The sequence below is a fragment of the Gemmobacter nectariphilus DSM 15620 genome (genome assembly GCF_000429765.1).
Classification (GTDB): domain Bacteria; phylum Pseudomonadota; class Alphaproteobacteria; order Rhodobacterales; family Rhodobacteraceae; genus Wagnerdoeblera; species Wagnerdoeblera nectariphila.
On record NZ_AUCM01000009.1, the window covers coordinates 1 to 15264 of the forward strand.

At 67.8% G+C, this 15264-nt stretch carries 18 protein-coding genes and 1 tRNA gene; 9 read left to right on the forward strand and 10 right to left on the reverse strand.

All coding sequences use genetic code 11. The annotated features are described in order from the left end of the window. Positions 1–247: transposase (locus G481_RS23495; RefSeq protein ID WP_035025797.1), on the forward strand; the 247-nt coding region annotated here is incomplete at its 5' end. 61 nt (positions 248–308) lie between these two features. Next, complete coding sequence (gene cpaB, locus G481_RS23500) at positions 309–920, forward strand: Flp pilus assembly protein CpaB (protein ID WP_342666579.1); 612 nt, start codon at positions 309–311, stop codon at positions 918–920. A 199-nt stretch (positions 921–1119) separates the two neighbouring features. Here the strand turns inward: cpaB and G481_RS0110275 are convergent, their stop codons facing one another. From G481_RS0110275 to G481_RS0110310, 8 genes are all read right to left on the reverse strand, one after another. After that, on the reverse strand, positions 1120–2196 hold the full coding sequence (locus G481_RS0110275; RefSeq protein ID WP_028029949.1) for a 2'-deoxycytidine 5'-triphosphate deaminase: 1077 nt from the start codon (positions 2194–2196) through the stop codon (positions 1120–1122). Positions 2197–2259: 63 nt separating this feature from the next. Further along, positions 2260–2337 (reverse strand) — tRNA-Pro (locus tag G481_RS0110280). A gap of 64 nt (positions 2338–2401) precedes the next feature. Then, complete coding sequence (locus G481_RS25135) at positions 2402–3622, reverse strand: MerR family transcriptional regulator (RefSeq protein ID WP_051294458.1); 1221 nt, start codon at positions 3620–3622, stop codon at positions 2402–2404. Positions 3623–3636: 14 nt separating this feature from the next. Beyond that, the gene (ihfA, locus tag G481_RS0110290) at positions 3637–3936 is read right to left on the reverse strand and encodes an integration host factor subunit alpha (protein WP_028029950.1); all 300 of its coding nucleotides are present in this window, start codon (positions 3934–3936) and stop codon (positions 3637–3639) included. An 82-nt stretch (positions 3937–4018) separates the two neighbouring features. Further along, on the reverse strand, positions 4019–4993 hold the full coding sequence (locus tag G481_RS0110295) for a beta-ketoacyl-ACP synthase III (protein WP_028029951.1): 975 nt from the start codon (positions 4991–4993) through the stop codon (positions 4019–4021). Beyond that, the gene (gene plsX / locus G481_RS0110300) at positions 4990–6114 is read right to left on the reverse strand and encodes a phosphate acyltransferase PlsX (protein WP_051294459.1); all 1125 of its coding nucleotides are present in this window, start codon (positions 6112–6114) and stop codon (positions 4990–4992) included. The genes G481_RS0110295 and plsX overlap by 4 nt, the downstream gene beginning before the upstream one ends. Before the next feature lie 35 nt (positions 6115–6149). Beyond that, on the reverse strand, positions 6150–6356 hold the full coding sequence (rpmF, locus tag G481_RS0110305) for a 50S ribosomal protein L32 (protein ID WP_028029953.1): 207 nt from the start codon (positions 6354–6356) through the stop codon (positions 6150–6152). 149 nt (positions 6357–6505) lie between these two features. Then, on the reverse strand, positions 6506–7042 hold the full coding sequence (locus tag G481_RS0110310; RefSeq protein WP_028029954.1) for a YceD family protein: 537 nt from the start codon (positions 7040–7042) through the stop codon (positions 6506–6508). A 97-nt stretch (positions 7043–7139) separates the two neighbouring features. Between G481_RS0110310 and G481_RS23510 the strand changes: the two genes are divergently transcribed. Continuing rightward, on the forward strand, positions 7140–7604 hold the full coding sequence (locus G481_RS23510) for an outer membrane protein assembly factor BamE (RefSeq protein WP_035025800.1): 465 nt from the start codon (positions 7140–7142) through the stop codon (positions 7602–7604). Between the two features lie 214 nt (positions 7605–7818). Here G481_RS23510 and G481_RS0110320 read toward each other — a convergent pair whose 3' ends face one another. Further along, the gene (locus G481_RS0110320) at positions 7819–8964 is read right to left on the reverse strand and encodes a pyridoxal phosphate-dependent aminotransferase (protein WP_028029955.1); all 1146 of its coding nucleotides are present in this window, start codon (positions 8962–8964) and stop codon (positions 7819–7821) included. Between the two features lie 114 nt (positions 8965–9078). Between G481_RS0110320 and G481_RS0110325 the strand changes: the two genes are divergently transcribed. The 3 genes from G481_RS0110325 to G481_RS26355 all read left to right on the forward strand — a co-directional run bounded on the left by G481_RS0110325 (position 9079) and on the right by G481_RS26355 (position 11235). Continuing rightward, the gene (locus G481_RS0110325; protein ID WP_028029956.1) at positions 9079–9828 is read left to right on the forward strand and encodes a DsbA family protein; all 750 of its coding nucleotides are present in this window, start codon (positions 9079–9081) and stop codon (positions 9826–9828) included. A 153-nt stretch (positions 9829–9981) separates the two neighbouring features. Continuing rightward, positions 9982–10983, forward strand: coding sequence for a type I glyceraldehyde-3-phosphate dehydrogenase (gene gap / locus G481_RS0110330; RefSeq protein ID WP_028029957.1), 1002 nt, complete (start codon positions 9982–9984; stop codon positions 10981–10983). A gap of 111 nt (positions 10984–11094) precedes the next feature. Further along, positions 11095–11235: a hypothetical protein gene (locus G481_RS26355; RefSeq protein ID WP_169728714.1), complete on the forward strand. Its 141-nt coding sequence runs from the start codon at positions 11095–11097 to the stop codon at positions 11233–11235. An 84-nt stretch (positions 11236–11319) separates the two neighbouring features. On the opposite strand, the gene G481_RS23515 is transcribed toward G481_RS26355, so the two are convergent. Next, positions 11320–12828, reverse strand: coding sequence for a divergent polysaccharide deacetylase family protein (locus G481_RS23515; RefSeq protein WP_051294460.1), 1509 nt, complete (start codon positions 12826–12828; stop codon positions 11320–11322). A 158-nt stretch (positions 12829–12986) separates the two neighbouring features. Between G481_RS23515 and G481_RS0110345 the strand changes: the two genes are divergently transcribed. Genes G481_RS0110345 through G481_RS0110355 form a run of 3 tightly spaced genes read left to right on the forward strand, consistent with a single transcriptional unit; the run spans position 12987 to position 15225 of the window. Beyond that, positions 12987–13568 carry an anthranilate synthase component II gene (locus G481_RS0110345; protein ID WP_028029958.1) on the forward strand — a complete coding sequence of 194 codons (582 nt, stop codon included), beginning with the start codon at positions 12987–12989 and terminating at the stop codon, positions 13566–13568. Beyond that, complete coding sequence (gene trpD, locus G481_RS0110350) at positions 13565–14581, forward strand: anthranilate phosphoribosyltransferase (protein WP_028029959.1); 1017 nt, start codon at positions 13565–13567, stop codon at positions 14579–14581. Before G481_RS0110345 ends, trpD begins: the two co-directional genes overlap by 4 nt. Then, positions 14578–15225 carry a uracil-DNA glycosylase gene (locus tag G481_RS0110355; RefSeq protein ID WP_028029960.1) on the forward strand — a complete coding sequence of 216 codons (648 nt, stop codon included), beginning with the start codon at positions 14578–14580 and terminating at the stop codon, positions 15223–15225. Before trpD ends, G481_RS0110355 begins: the two co-directional genes overlap by 4 nt. The last annotated feature ends 39 nt before the right edge of the window (positions 15226–15264 follow it).

The following is a 15264-nucleotide window of genomic DNA, read 5'->3' on the forward strand; positions in this document are numbered from 1 at the left end:
GATCCCGTTCTATGCCTTCACCGCCGCGATCCGGAAGATCATCTATACCACCAACGCCGTGGAGTCGCTGAACCGAGTGCTGCGGAAGACGCTGAAGACCAAGGGCTCCTTCCCGACCGAGGAGGCCGCAACCAAGCTGATCTTCCTCGCCATCCGCAACTTCGAAAAGGGTGGCCGCGCGGTCCGGGAATGGGTTGCGGCCCGCAATCAGCTGGCCATAATGTTCGCCGGGCGCTTCGACGCCTGAACGTATCTGAAAACCGCATGGGCCAGATCAGATACACAGAATTTCAGACACTCCCGAGAACATCTTTCAGGACACCGCCGTGCTGTTCCCCGGCGAAGGCACCCGCCAGCGCACCGTGATCCGCCAGATGGAAAAATTCGAGCCGCTGCTTGCCTCCAAGGTGACCGAACCGGGCGAGGATGCCGGCCTGAACACCCGCCTTGGCCGCGGGATGCGCGCCTTCACCATCCGCGTGGACGGCTCGTCCGGCGTGTCGGGCTTTCTGCGCGCCGGCGACCGCGTCGACCTTTACTGGACGGGCAATACCGCCGGCCTTTCCGATGAACGCGCGGGCGAGATCACCAAGCTGATCGAATCCGGCATCAACGTTGTCGCCATCGACCAGAACACTGATGGCTCGGCCGGTGCCTCGGGCTCTGCCAAGACGGTAACGGTCGAAGTCTCGCCCCAGCAGGTCGCGCGTCTGGCTCAGGCGCAGATGACCGGACGGCTGGCCCTGTCGCTGGTCGGCGTGGCCGATGACACGACAGCTGCGGCTGCCGATGTCGACAAGCGCGGTCTGCTGGGCATCCAGCGCGAAGAGATTGCCCCGGTCGAACAGGCCAAGGTCTGCACCATCCGCACCCGCAAGGGCGCCGAGGTCGTGGAAATCCCGATCCCCTGCACGAACTGATCCTTGCCCCCCGGGCAGCACCGGTCGGCAGCGGTCGCAGGGGTATTTGCAGCAAGATGATGCATCAGGCGCGGCGCGATCCCGGATCCGCCGCGCCTTTTTCCCGTCAGGCAGCGCCCCCAAAGCGCCGCGCGCCCCTTTCGACTTGATACAAATATCCCCGCCGGAGGCATCCGCCACTGGCCACGGGCACCGCCGGTCAAAGCTTGAAGTGCTTCGACAGTTTCAGCCCCTGCCCCTGATAGTTCGACGCGATCCCCGCACCATACAGCGTATCGGGCCGCTCGGTCATGCGCTCATAGACCAGACGGCCGACGACCTGGCCATGTTCCAGAACGAACGGTGCCTCGTGACAACGCACTTCCAGAACGCCGCGGCTACCGCTGCCGCCCGCTGCGCGGTGGCCAAAGCCCGGATCGAAGAAGCCTGCATAATGCACGCGGAACTCACCAACCATCGCCAAATAGGGCGCCATTTCCGCCGCATAGTCGGGGGGAATCGTCACCGCCTCGCAGCTGACAAGAATGTAGAAGGCACCGGGGTCCAGGATGATGCGCCCTTGCGCGCTGCGCACCTCTTCCCAGAACTCCGCCGGATCATAGGCGCCGATCCGGTCAAGGTCGATCACCCCGGTATGCGGCTTGGCGCGGTAGCCGACCAGATCGCCCGTCCTGGGGCGCAGATCGACGGAAAAGCCAAGTCCGCCGGAAATCAGCGGCGCGCCATCGACCAGCGGATCGCGGGTGTGCAGCGCGGCCAGCGCGGCATCGTCCAGCATCGCATCGCCGCGCCGCAGGCGCAGCTGGTTGAGGCGCATCCCGGGCCGGACCAGCACGGAAAAGCTGCGCGGGCAGATCTCGGCATAGAGCGGGCCCGCGTAACCTGCGGGAATCCGGTCGAATTCCACCCCGCCATCGGTGATCGTGCGGGTCAGCAGATCCAGCCGTCCGGTCGAGCTTTTCGCATTGGCAACGGCCGCGACATCCGCAGGCAGCGCCAGCCGCTCCATCAGCGGCACGACATAGACGCAGCCCTTTTCCAGCACCGCACCCTGGGTCAGATCGACCCGGTGCATCTCGAATTCGGCGATGCGGTCGGCCACCTTGCGGCCATGTCCGGCCAGGAACGAGGCGCGCACGCGATAGGCGACCGACCCAAGGCGCAGGTCCAGACTGGCAGGCTGCACCTGTTCTGGGCGCACCTCCGGATCGGCGGCAATGGTGCCGTCCGCGATCATCGCCCGGATCGTCTGTGCCGGCAGAACCCCGTCAGCCATGATCGCCCTTTCCGAAAACGGAACCGCCCGCGCTGCCACAGGGCAGGCGGGCGGTTTCGGTGATGGTCGGGCCGGTGAGATTCGAACTCACGACCTTCCGCCCCCCAGACGGACGCGCTAACCAGGCTGCGCCACGGCCCGACGAGGGGGATACATACCCATATTCTGCGCAGGGGCAAGCGCGAAATCGCATCCGGCGTCGCCTTTAGCGTTCGGGGTGACTCTGGTCCATCCGCGCGCGCAGCGCATGCAGCCTTGCCGCAAGGTCCCGCAAAATGGCGGGGGCGATATCGCCCTGCGCGACCTGCCTCAGACGGGCCGCAAGCGCGCGCATGTCGTGCCGCGGATCCTCGGGCAGGTCGGGAACGGGAACCGATGGCCTCGGCTTGGCGGCGGGTTGCATGAACAATGGCAGCCCGTCGAACGGATCCGGGCGGATCTGCGCGGGCGCCGGAGGCACGCCAGGATCAGGCAACAGATCATCCGAAACCACGGGCAGATCAGACGGCGCCTCAGGCCAGGGCGCTTCGATGTCGGGTTCATTGTCCGCAAAAGCGCCCATATCGTCACCAGGCGGGGGCGTGTCTTGCGGGTCCGGGATGGCGGGCGGCACCTCTGGCGGGGCTGCGGGCCATGGCGCATCGTCCGAAGGCGCGGGCGACAAGTCGCCCGCCGACCCCCTGGCATCGTCCAGCGGTTCGGCCCCATCGACCACAGCGGGGCGTTCGCCAGCCCCATCCTTGTCTTGCGGATCGGGCAGAAGATCGTCGGTCACCTGTGGCTCCTCTGAGGGGGCCAGCGGCCATGACGGCTCGTCCCCGGACAACGCTTCTGTTGCGGCGCCGTGCGGCAGCACCGGGCCGGGGGCGCCATCCTGCGGGTCGGGCACCAGATCATCCGCCACCGCCGGACCAGGTTCCGGGGCGGCGGGCACGGGATCACCTTCGCCCCCGTCCTGCGGGTCGGGCGGCAAGCCTGACGGCCCGGACATTTCGTCGACACCAGATTGCCCGGCTTGCGGGGCGGCCGCGTCATCGGCGGCAGCGTCGGCCGTCTTTCGCGGACCGGGCCAGGGAATCACCCGGACTTCCTCGGGCACTGCGGCGGGAACCGACGCCTCTTGCGTCCATTCTTCCTGCGCCTCGGTCTCCAACCCCGGATCGGCAAGGGCGCAGACATGGCGAACCCCTTGCTCGCGCAGGATTTTCTGCACACCGCGTATGGTCATGCCCTGATCGTGCAGCAAGATCCGGATCCCGGACAGCAGCGCCACATCGGTCGGCCGGTAATACCGCCGCCCCCCGGCGCGCTTGACCGGGCGGATCTGCGGAAACCGGGTTTCCCAGAACCGCAGCACATGCGCGGGCACCTCCAGCAGGTCGGCAACCTCGCTGATCGTGCGGAACGCCTCGGGCGACTTTGCCATCCGCCCGCCGCCCTTCAGCCCTTGCCGGCCGCCACGCGGTCCTTCATCAGATGCGAGGGCCGGAACGACAGCACACGGCGGGGCGAGATTGGCACCTCTTCCCCGGTTTTCGGGTTGCGACCCACGCGAGCCGCCTTGCCGCGCACCGAGAAGGTGCCGAACGAGGAAATCTTGACCGTCTCGCCCGCGACCAGCGCGTCCGAGACATGTTGCAGAACCGATTCAACAAGTTGCGCGGATTCGTTGCGCGACAGGCCGACCTCTCGGAATACGGCCTCGCTCAGATCCATGCGCGTCAGAGTCTTTTCGCCCATACCGTCCCCCCGGTGTTTGGGGCAGCATGGGGCAGCGGATTTTCCGAGTCAATATCAATGACTTGCGGCGGCGCTTTGAAGCCTACCAGCGCAGCACCACGGCGCCCCAGGCAAGCCCGCCGCCAATCGCCTCGGTCACGATCAGATCGCCGGTCTTGATCTGGCCGCGCGCCTTGCCGACCGACAGCGCCAGCGGGATCGAGGCGGCCGAGGTGTTGCCATGATCCTGCACGGTCACGACGACCCGGTCCATCGACACCTGCATCCGCTCGGCGGTGGCGCTGATGATGCGCAGATTGGCCTGATGCGGCACGATCCAGGCGACATCGCCTGCGCTGACACCGGCCTTTTCCAGCGCGGTATGCGCGGTTTCGGCCAGCTTCTGCACCGCGTGCTTGAAGACGGCATTGCCCTGCATCCGCAGATAGCCCGCCTGCCCGTTCGACGACACGCCGCCATCGACATAAAGCAAGTCACGATAGCGCCCGTCGGAATGCAGATCGACCGAGAGGATCCCCCGATCGTCCGAGGTCCCGGCGCCCTCTTCGGCCTCGAGCACCAGCGCGCCGGCGCCATCCCCGAACAGCACGCAGGTGCCGCGGTCGGTCCAGTCCATGATGCGCGAGAAGGTCTCGGCCCCGATCACCAGGACGCGCCGGGCCTGGCCCGACAAGATCAGCCCGTTGGCATTGGCCAGCGCAAAGACGAACCCGGCGCAAACCGCCTGGACGTCATAGGCAAAACCGCTGGTCGTGCCCAGGCCCGCCTGCACCATCGTGGCAACCGACGGGAAGGTGAAATCCGGCGTCGAGGTCGCCACGACAATGGCGTCCAGCTGGTCGGCGGACATGCCCGCATCGGCCAGCGCGGCCTGAGCGGCCCGAATCGCCAGATCTGACGTGGTCTGACCTTCGGCAGCAAAATGCCGCCGTTCGATCCCCGAGCGCGAGCGAATCCACTCGTCACTGGTGTCGATGGTCGCTTCGAATTCGCTGTTGGGCACCACACGTTCGGGCAAATAATGCCCGACGCCCCGGACGACGGCGCGGATAGTCATGGATTGGTCCCGGCTCCTTCACCCTGCCCTGCTGTATCCTGCCCCGAGGCATTGGCAGATGCAACCCGTGCCGCCAGCCGTTCGATGAACCCCGCACGGGCCAGCCGGCATGCCAGCCCGATTGCAGCCTCGACCCCGGTGGCATCGGCCGAGCCGTGCGATTTGACGACCGTGCCGTTCAGGCCAAGGAACACCCCGCCATTCACCCGCCGCGGGTCGATCCGCGACTGCAAGCGCTTGAGCGAGGCCAGCGCCAGCAGCGCCGCGATCTTGGACAAAAAGGTCGCGTTGAACGCCTCGCGCAGGAAATCCCCGACCAGCCGGGCGGACCCCTCGCCGGTCTTGAGCGCGATGTTCCCGGTAAATCCGTCGGTCACGATCACATCCACCCGATCGGACGGAATATCGCTGCCCTCGACAAAGCCGACATAATCGAAACCGCCTGCCGCGGTGGCTTCGGCAATCAGATCCTGCGCGGCCTTCACCTCGGCCCGGCCCTTGTGATCTTCGGTGCCGACATTCAGCAGGCCCACGCGCGGACGCGCCAGCCCAAGCCCGTTGCGCGCATAGGACGCGCCCATCATCGCATATTGCAGCAGATCGGGGGCATCGGCCTTCACGTCGGCGCCGACATCGAGCATGACATTGAACCCGCCGGGGTTCCGGCTGGGCCACAGACAGGCGATGGCCGGGCGGTTGATTCCCGGCATGCGGCGCAGGCGGATCATCGACACCGCCATCAGCGCCCCGGTATTGCCGCAAGACACGGCCGCCGCCGCCTCGCCGCTGCGCACGGCCTCGATGCAGGACCACATCGAGGTGCCCTCGCCATGGCGCATCACTTGGCTGGGCTTGTCCTCCATGGTCACGACACGCGGGGCGTGACGCAATTCGACAACGGCAGAAAGGCCCGGCTTCCTGTCCAGAAGCGGGCCCAGCACGGCCTGATCCCCATGCAGAAGGATGCGGACATCCGGGTTGGCCGCAACCACGGCGGCCACACCGGCGACCACGGCCGAAGGACCGCGATCTCCGCCCATGGCGTCCACCGATATGACCAGTTGCTGCCGTGTCACGACATCTGCAACGCGATCAGTCACTTCCGGTCCGGTGGAACCCATGGAGGAACGCGGTCACGAGGCGTCAGGCAAACGCCTTACGCCGCGTCCTCGTCCAGATCCACTTCGGTCGCGGTCGACACGACTTCGCGCGAATCGTAGTGGCCGCAGGCGCCGCAAACGTGGTGCGGGCGCTTCAGCTCGCCGCAGTTCGGGCATTCGTTGGGGTTCGCGGCGACCAGTGCGTCATGGGCACGGCGCATGTTGCGGCGCGAACGGGTGACTCGGTTCTGCGGAACGGCCATTTCTCAACCTCGGGCTTGTCGGGGACACGCCCCTGATATGCTTGCGAAAATCACGCCGAAACCCAGCTTTAGACCGGGTCGGCGTAACCTGTCTTGCGAGGCGCGGAACATAGACGGATTCTGCGCGGGCGCAAGGGGTTTCTGCCGGTTCACCCCTCCAGCTTGCCTTTCAGCGCTGCCAGTCCGGCAAAGGGGCGCATGGCCTCGTCGGTCAGGGGCTCGGCGCCCTTTTCGGTGAACACCGCCTGCCTCAGCTCTGCCCCCGGCGCACGCGGATAATCCGGCAGTGCCAGCGCCAGCGACTCGACCATCACCGCCCACAGGTCGACCGATTCCGGCAAGGGCTCGCGGGTGTCGTCCTCGGGCATCTCGACCTCGTCCCCCTCGGGATCGGTCATGCCCGCGACATAGACACGCGCAACCGGCACATCCAGCGCAAAGGGAACCGGGGCCAGCGTCACCACGCAGGCCTGATCGCCCTGCGCCTCCAGCCGTGCCTCAAGTGCGACATCGGCGCGCCCCCTCGGGCGCAGCTCCCCCTGAAAGCGCAAGGCCGTCAGCGCAAGCAGCCCCAGTTCTGCGGCCAGTTCGGCCCGTTCCTCGGCGTCGGGCTCCAGCTCGAACGGGCGGCGCCGGTTGCCTGTCAGCTCGGCAGTTCGGATGCGGATGGCAGAGCGGTCGGTCATGGCGGGCCTCCCTATGGGGCGCGGTCTTGCTTGAACCGCGCCGAAACCTTCTGTAAGCCGGATATGAGGCTTCGGCAGTCAAGACAAGAGGACGGCGATGGTCAAGGCGAAAACCGGGTTGCGCATGGCTCTGGCAGGGCTGGCGCTTCTGGCGCTTGGCGCGTGCGCCGAGGTGATCCGCAATCACGGCTATACCCCGTCGGACGAAGACCTCTCCGCGGTCACTGTCGGCAAGGACACGCGCGAGTCGGTCACGGCCAAGGTCGGCCGGCCATCCGCAGGCGGCCTGATGGCCGACAGTGGCTGGTACTATGTGCAAAGCCGCTGGTCCCACAAGGGCGCCCGCGCGCCCCAGGAAATCGACCGTCAGGTCCTGGCGATCAGCTTCGATGCGCGCGGCCAGGTCAGCAACATCGAACGCTTCGGGCTGCAGGATGGTCAGGTCGTCGCCCTGTCGCGCCGCGTGACCGACACCAACATCAAGGGCGTCGGCTTCATCCAGCAGATGATGGGCAACTTCGGACGCTTCAACCCCGGCCAGTTCATCCGTCAGGGCCTCTGATCCGCCCGCCGCGCCCGCGGCAAGTGCCGGATGCCTCCGGCGGGGATATTTGCATCAAGGCGAAAGGCAGTGGTGCGCCGCGCCCTGCTTTCACCTTTCTGCAAATACCCAAGGGCGCCCGCCACAGGCGCAAGCCCTGCATGACGCGGCGCCTGCATCATCTTGCCACAAATACCCATGCGACAGTCAGACCGGGCGCCGCGCCGCGCCGCGATCAGCGCGCCCTGCCCGCCATGAACCGCGCCAGCCGCGCAAGACCTTCCTCGATATCCGCCGTCGCGCGGGCATAGGAAAAGCGCAGGGTCTGGTGACCTCGGTCCGGGTCGAAATCCAGCCCGGGCGTCACCGCGACCCCGGCACCATTCAGGATATCGGCGGCCAGCTTGCGGCTGTCATCGGTCAGGTCGGACACGTCAGCATAGATGTAGAACGCGCCATCGGGCGGCGCGATGCGGGAAAAGCCTGCCAGCGGCAAGCGCTCCAGCATCAGGGCGCGGTTGGCGGCATAGACGGCCCGGTTTTCCTCCAGCTCGTCGATGCAGTCCAGCGCGGCAAGGGCCGCGATCTGGCTGGCATGGGGCGGGCAGATGAACATGTTCTGCGCCAGCCGCTCGATGCGGCGGACCTGATTTTCGGGCACCACCATCCAGCCGACGCGCCAGCCGGTCATCGAGAAGTATTTCGAGAACGAGTTGATCACGCAGACATCGTCGGTCACGTTCAGCGCGCTGACGGCCGGGGTCTCGTAGTGCAGGCCATGGTAGATCTCGTCCGAGATCAGCGCGATGTCGCGCCCTGCGCAGTGGTCGGCCAGCGCCGCCAGTTCCGCCTTGCCCAGCATCGTGCCCGACGGGTTGCCCGGCGAGGCGACGATCAGCCCGGCAAGCCCTTCGGGGATTTGCGCGGGCACCGGCTGGAACCTTGTGTCCGGCCCGGTCGGAATGCCCACCGCCTGCAAGGACAGCGCCTTGAGGATATGGCGGTAGCTGGGATAGCCCGGCAGCCCCATCCCCACCCGCTCGCCTGCATCGAAGAAGGCGGAAAAGGCCAGCAGGAAGGCCGAGGACGATCCGGCCGTCACGATCACCCGCCCCGGATCCAGATCGACGCCATACCAGCGCTGATACAGGGCCGCGATGCCGCGCCGCAGCTCGGGCAGGCCAAGCGCCACGGTATAGCCCAGGGCATCGGCCTCCATCGCGGCCGCCAGGGCCTTGCGCGCGCCGGCGGGGGCGGGGGTGCTGGGCTGGCCGACCTCCATGTGGATGATGTGGCGCCCTTGCGCTTCCAGCGCCCGCGCGGCCTCCATCACATCCATCACGATGAAGGGATCGACATCGCCCCGGCTTGAAACCCGCATGTTCTGCCCCCTATGGTGCGCCTGACTTTCGGCCTTTTTCCGCGCAGGCTGCGCCGGGTCAAGGGCCGATCCCCCAATTCCGCCGGGCCTCCGGCTGTCCAACCGGAGCTGTCCATGCGTTTTCTGCCTGCCCTTGCCCTCTGCCTTGGCCTTGCCGCGCCCGTCTCGGCGCTGGATCTGACCGCGATGACCGATGCCGAGCGTGCGGCCTTTGGCCAGGCTGTGCGCGGCTATCTGCTGGAAAACCCCGAAGTGCTGATGGAGGCCATCGGCATTCTGGAACAGAAGCGCGAGGCCGATCAGGTGGCCAGCGACCTGAAAATCCTGCGCGACAATGCGGCGGCGATCTATACCAGCCCGGCCGACTGGGTGGGCGGCAATCCCGAAGGCGATGTGACGGTGGTCGAGTTCCTCGACTATCGCTGCGGCTATTGCCGCAAGTCCTGGCAAGAGGTCGAGCAACTGGTCGAATCGGATGGCAACATCCGCCTCGTGTTCAAGGAATTCCCGATCCTGGGCGAGGATTCGCTGGCCTCGTCGAAATTCGCCATCGCGGTGCGCAAGCTGGCCGGGGACGAGGTCTACAAGAAGGCCCATGATGCGCTGATCTCGCTCAAGGGTCCGGCCAATGCCGAGGCGCTGGACGATCTGGCCGCCGAACTGGGCCTTGATGCGGCCAAAGTGTCGGCCGAGATGGAATCGGATGCGACCCTGGCGATCATCCGAGCCAACCACGAGCTGGCCTCGCTCTTGCAGATCAATGGCACGCCGACCTTCGTGATCAACGAGACGATGGTGCGCGGCTATGTGCCGCTGGACGGGATGCAGCAGATCGTCGCGGGCCAGCGCAGCAAGGCGAACTGACCGGGCCGCTCACCCCTGCGTGATCGTTAGCGCAAACCGGCGGCAACCCTCCGCCTGTTTGCGTTAACACCATGATTTTCCGAGGAATCCATGCTTCCGCATCGGACGGATCCGGTGTATCGGGGCGCCATTGGCTTTCTCATGGAGACGCGCATGACCATTACCATCGGCATCAACGGTTTCGGCCGCATCGGCCGCTGCACGCTGGCCCATATCGCCGAGGCTGCGCGCAATGACGTGCAGGTGGTCGCGCTGAACGCCACCGGCCCGATTGAAACCAATGCCCATCTGCTGAAATACGACAGCGTGCATGGCCGCTTTCCGGGCACCATCCGGGTCGAGGGCAACACGATGGATCTGGGCCAGGGCCCGATCCGCGTGATGTCGACCTACAACCCCGACGAACTGGACTGGACCGGCGTCGATGTCGTGCTGGAATGCACCGGCAAGTTCAATGACCGCGACAAGGCCGCCGTTCACCTGACCCGCGGCGCCAAGCGCGTGCTGGTGTCGGCCCCGGCCAAGAAGGCCGACAAGACGGTCGTTTACGGCGTGAACCACACCGAGCTGCTGCCCGAGCATCTGGTGGTCTCGAACGGCTCGTGCACCACGAACTGCCTGGCGCCGCTGGCCAAGGTGCTGAACGATGCCATCGGCATCGAGTCGGGCATCATGACGACGATCCATTCCTACACCGGCGATCAGCCCACGCTGGACCGTCGCCACAGCGACCTTTACCGCGCCCGCGCGGCGGCCATGGCGATGATCCCCACCTCGACCGGCGCTGCCAAGGCCCTGGGCGAAGTGCTGCCGGAACTGGCAGGCAAACTGGACGGCACCGCGATCCGCGTGCCGACCCCGAACGTGTCCTGCGTCGATCTGACCTTCTATGCCGCCAAGGACGTGACCGTGGCCGACGTGAACGAGATCATGCGCGAGGCGGCGGCCGGCCCGATGGGCGCCGTGCTGGGCTATGATCCGGAGCCGAAGGTTTCGATCGACTTCAACCACACGACGCAATCCTCGATCTTCGCGCCGGAACAGACCAAGGTCACCGGCAAGCGTCTGGTGCGCGTGCTGTCCTGGTATGACAACGAATGGGGCTTCTCGGCGCGCATGGCCGATGTCGCCGCCGCCATCGGCCGTCTGGTCTGAGATCACACGAGATGATCGGCAAAGGGGGCCCCTGCGGCCCCCTTTTGCTTGCCTGCACCCTCTAGGCACCGTAACCCTTGGGGCGCCGGCCCCCCCTTGGGAACAGACACCATGACCAACACGCTTGCCATCGTCCTGGTGGCCCTGATCCTGATCGGAATGGGCATCGACTACATGACGGGCACCGGCGCGACGCTGTTTCTGGCGCGGCGGTTTCTGGATCTGGTCGATTGGGTGGTGTTCTGGCGCTAGGCGCGCCTGCGGCAGCGCATCAGCCCCGCCATGGGCCGGGGCAAAGGGCTGCGCTGCGGGCGCCGCCCCCTGCCGCCACAAGGTTTACTGCGCCGGGAACACCGCCGACAGCGGCGCAAGCGCCAGCGTGGCCGCCCGCCCCTCCAGCGCCCATTCCAGCACGGCGGTGATCGTCTCGGGGCGTGCGCGGCCCACCACGATGGCCCGCCCGTCCTGCTGGGCCTTGAAGGCGGCCCGGTCCAGATAACGGCGGATCACTGCGGCACTTTCGTCCTTGGCATCAAGCTCGCGGAAGATGATGGCCGCCGGCAGCCCTTCGCGGCGGGCGACCTGATCGGCAGCGTTCAGGCCACGGTCCATCGAGACCATCCCGAACCCACGGGCTGCCAGCGCCGGAACCAGCGCGCTGGCCCAGGCGCGGTCACCCTGGGCCGAGGTCTCGCGCAGGTCGGCAATGGCCAGCGCCCCCGGAAAATCGGCCGACAAGGCCTCCATCGCGACTTCCATGTCGGCAGCGGCCCCACGGCGCGGCAGGGCGGTTGCCGGCAGGGCGACCTCTTGCCCCGCAGCGCGCCACAGCGCCGCACGCTCGGCCGCGTCGGGCAAGGCGGGGTCCACGATCAGGGTCAGCGGAAGATCGCTGGCCGCAAGCGTCGACAGATCGGCAATGGCCCCGCCCTGGTCCAGCAGCAGGATGGCAAAGGGCGGCTTGTTGTCCGGGTTGGCAAAGGCGCGCGCATTGCGGCGCAGCGCACCTGCGGGCGGGGCATCCGGCGCCACTTCGGCCGCCGGCACAATCGTCGGCAACCGGCCGGTGCGAACCCCGTCGACCGCACCATTGAAGCCAGGCTCGGGCCGGCTGGCAGGCTCTGCCGGGACATCAGTAACGGCCGCCGCTTCGGGCTTTGTCGCGTCAGTCGCAGCCTGCGGCGGAAGCGGGGCAGGCGGCAGGATGCGCGGCCCGTCGTCTGCGCGCTCGGCTTCGGCCATGGCCGGGGCCGCAGGCCTGCGCGCATCCGGCGCCGCATCGGTCGAGGGCAGCACCGGCGCCACCCCTGCAGGATGCGCCGGCTGGGTCAGCGCGGCTGGCGGCGCGGCCGGCATCGGCGCAACCGGGGTTGCAGCGCCCTCGGCCCCGGCAACATCCTGGCCCGCCACCTCGGGCGCAGCCGGTGCCCCGCCTTGCGGCAAGGGCGCCTCGGGCGCGATGGCTGCGGGGGCGGCCTGCGCGCTTTCGGACGGCGGAGGCAGGATCGGGGCCGGTGCCGTCTCGGGCGCCCGTTCCTCGGCAGGCGCGGCGGTCGGCTCCGGGGCGGCTTCGGGCGCGGCCTTGGCTTGCGGGGCAGCTTCGGTCGGTGCAGCCGTCGCCGTCTCGTCCACGCTCGGGGCAGCAGGTTCGGCGGCAGGGGGTTCGGCCGGCGGCGTCTGCGGGGCAGGCGCAGACGCCGCCTCGACGCCCTGGACGGCGGGCGCATCAACCGGGCCCGGCATCGCAGGCCGCTGCGGCAAGGGCGAGGTCAGCGAGACCGCCCCCAGCACCACCACGACCAAAGCCACGCCCGAAACCAGCCCTGCCAGAATCCCCCGGATCACCGCTTCCTCCTGCCTCAATTCTTCGTGGGCCACCCGGAATATCCGTCCCGAGGCGGTCTTGACGCCCTGCCCACGCTGCGCGCATCTATAGCGCGACATCGGACGGGGTTCACCCCCTGAATGCGCCACCAGGCGCGGCTAGGCCATGGGGGAATGGCATGATCCTGCTGATCGACAACTACGACAGCTTCACCTTCAACCTTGTCCATTATTTTGGCGAACTGGGGGCCAAGGTAAAGGTCGTGCGCAATGATGCGCTGGATGTGCAGCAGGCGATGGCGCTGCGCCCGGACGCCATCGTCCTGTCGCCCGGCCCCTGCGATCCGGATCAGGCGGGCATCTGCCTGCCCCTGACCTTGGCCGCCGCCGAGGCGCGCCTGCCGCTCATGGGTGTCTGCCTGGGGCATCAGACCATCGGCCAGGCCTTTGGCGGCAAGGTGGTGCGTGCCCCGCAGATCGTGCATGGCAAGACCGACCTGATGCACCACCAGAATACGGGGGTGTTCGCGGGCCTGCCGAACCCCTTGCGCGCCACGCGCTATCATTCGCTGGTCGTGGACCGCGCCAGCCTGCCGGACTGCCTTGAAATCACCGCCGAGACGGGCGATGGCCTGATCATGGGCCTGCGCCACCGCGAGCTGCCCATCGAAGGGGTGCAGTTCCACCCCGAATCCATCGCCTCGGACCACGGACACGACATGCTTCGCAATTTCCTGAACACCGTGGGGGTGCCCGCATGAGCCAGGCCCTCAAACCCCTGATCGCCGCCGCCTGCACCCGCCCCCTGACCCGGGAGGAGGCCGAGGCCGCCTTTGGCATCCTGTTCGCGGGCGAGGCAACGCCGGCCCAGATGGGCGGTCTGCTGATGGCCCTGCGCACCCGGGGCGAGACGGTGGACGAATATGCCGCCGCCGCCAGCGTCATGCGATCGAAATGCGTGCGCGTGACGGCCCCCGAAGGCGCCATCGACATCGTGGGAACCGGCGGCGACGGCAAGGGCACGCTGAACATTTCCACCGCCACCTCGCTGGTCGTTGCCGGCGCGGGCGTGCCGGTCGCCAAGCATGGCAACCGCAACCTGTCGTCGAAATCCGGCGCAGCGGATGCGCTGACCGAACTTGGCCTGAATGTCATGGTGGGCCCCGAGGTGGTCGAACGCTGCCTGACCGAGGCCGGGATCGGCTTCATGATGGCGCCCATGCACCACCCCGCCACCCGCCACGTCGCCCCCGTGCGGCTGGAACTTGGCACGCGCACCATCTTCAACATCCTCGGGCCGCTGACCAACCCGGCCGGCGTGCGCCGCCAGCTGACCGGCACCTTCGCCGCCGAGCTGTGCCGCCCGGTGGCCGAGACGCTGGCCGCGCTTGGCGCCGTCAAGGCCTGGATCGTCCATGGTGGCGATGGCACGGACGAGCTGTCGATTGCCGCCCCCTCGACCGTTGCCGCGCTGCATGGCGGGATCGTGACGGAATTCACCGTCTCGCCCGACGATGCCGGTCTGCCGTGGCATCCGTTCGAAAAGCTGCTGGGCGGCACCCCGGCGGAAAACGCGGCCGCCCTGCGCGCGCTGCTCGATGGCGAAACCGGCGCCTACCGCGATGCGGTTCTGCTGAACTCGGCCGCCGCGCTGGTGGTGGCCGACCGCGCCGCCAACCTGCCCGAAGGCGTCGCGATCGCGCGCGACTCGATCGACAGCGGCGCGGCCAAGGCCCGGCTCGACATCCTGCGCCGGATCACCCCGGCGCAATGACCCGGCCCGAACCGCCCGCCGGCTGGGCCGACCTGCCGTTCTTTCAAGTCCAGTGGCCCGCCCTGTGGGACCGGCTGGCGGCCAACCCCGGCTGGCAACCCGCGCCCGATCTTATCTTTCGCGCGCTTGCCCTGTGCCCGCCGCAACAGACGCGGGTGGTGATCCTGGGCCAGGATCCCTATCACACCCCAGGCCGCGCGACCGGCCTTGCCTTTGGCTTTCCGCCCGGCACCGCGCCCCGCGACAGCCTGCGCAACATCCTGACCGAGGTTGCCAGCGATACCGGCCATGCCGCCCCGCCTGCCGATCTGACCGGCTGGGCACGGCAGGGCGTCTTGCTGCTGAACACCGTGCTGACCGTGCCCATTGGCCAGGCGAACGGCCACAAGGGCTGGGGCTGGGAGCCGCTGGTCGCGCAGGTGCTGGACCGCCTGGCCACGACCGGCCCGCGCGCCTTCCTGCTGTGGGGGGCACCGGCGCAGAAACTTTGCGCCAGACTTCCGCGCGACGGGCACCTGTTCCTTGAAAGCCCGCATCCCTCGCCGCTGGCCGCCTATCGCGGCTTCTTCGGCTCGCGCCCCTTCAGCGCCGTCAACCGCTGGCTGGCACAGCAGGGCCAGCCGGAAATCGACTGGTCGGCCTGACCCTTCACCTTGCCGCAAATACCCTCGGGAGGGTCCAGG

What these genes read in the sequence shown, in the direction of transcription:
- G481_RS0110275 (WP_028029949.1), bottom strand. Translation starts at nt 2,196, where the DNA reads ATGGCTGACGGGGTTCTGCCGGCACAGACGATCCGGGCGATGATCGCG.
- G481_RS25135 (WP_051294458.1), bottom strand. Translation starts at nt 3,622, where the DNA reads ATGGCAAAGTCGCCCGAGGCGTTCCGCACGATCAGCGAGGTTGCCGAC.
- ihfA (WP_028029950.1), bottom strand. Translation starts at nt 3,936, where the DNA reads ATGGGCGAAAAGACTCTGACGCGCATGGATCTGAGCGAGGCCGTATTC.
- G481_RS0110295 (WP_028029951.1), bottom strand. Translation starts at nt 4,993, where the DNA reads ATGACTATCCGCGCCGTCGTCCGGGGCGTCGGGCATTATTTGCCCGAA.
- plsX (WP_051294459.1), bottom strand. Translation starts at nt 6,114, where the DNA reads ATGGGTTCCACCGGACCGGAAGTGACTGATCGCGTTGCAGATGTCGTG.
- rpmF (WP_028029953.1), bottom strand. Translation starts at nt 6,356, where the DNA reads ATGGCCGTTCCGCAGAACCGAGTCACCCGTTCGCGCCGCAACATGCGC.
- G481_RS0110310 (WP_028029954.1), bottom strand. Translation starts at nt 7,042, where the DNA reads ATGACCGACCGCTCTGCCATCCGCATCCGAACTGCCGAGCTGACAGGC.
- G481_RS23510 (WP_035025800.1), top strand. Translation starts at nt 7,140, where the DNA reads ATGGTCAAGGCGAAAACCGGGTTGCGCATGGCTCTGGCAGGGCTGGCG.
- G481_RS0110320 (WP_028029955.1), bottom strand. Translation starts at nt 8,964, where the DNA reads ATGCGGGTTTCAAGCCGGGGCGATGTCGATCCCTTCATCGTGATGGAT.
- G481_RS0110325 (WP_028029956.1), top strand. Translation starts at nt 9,079, where the DNA reads ATGCGTTTTCTGCCTGCCCTTGCCCTCTGCCTTGGCCTTGCCGCGCCC.
- gap (WP_028029957.1), top strand. Translation starts at nt 9,982, where the DNA reads ATGACCATTACCATCGGCATCAACGGTTTCGGCCGCATCGGCCGCTGC.
- G481_RS26355 (WP_169728714.1), top strand. Translation starts at nt 11,095, where the DNA reads ATGACCAACACGCTTGCCATCGTCCTGGTGGCCCTGATCCTGATCGGA.
- G481_RS0110345 (WP_028029958.1), top strand. Translation starts at nt 12,987, where the DNA reads ATGATCCTGCTGATCGACAACTACGACAGCTTCACCTTCAACCTTGTC.
- trpD (WP_028029959.1), top strand. Translation starts at nt 13,565, where the DNA reads ATGAGCCAGGCCCTCAAACCCCTGATCGCCGCCGCCTGCACCCGCCCC.
- G481_RS0110355 (WP_028029960.1), top strand. Translation starts at nt 14,578, where the DNA reads ATGACCCGGCCCGAACCGCCCGCCGGCTGGGCCGACCTGCCGTTCTTT.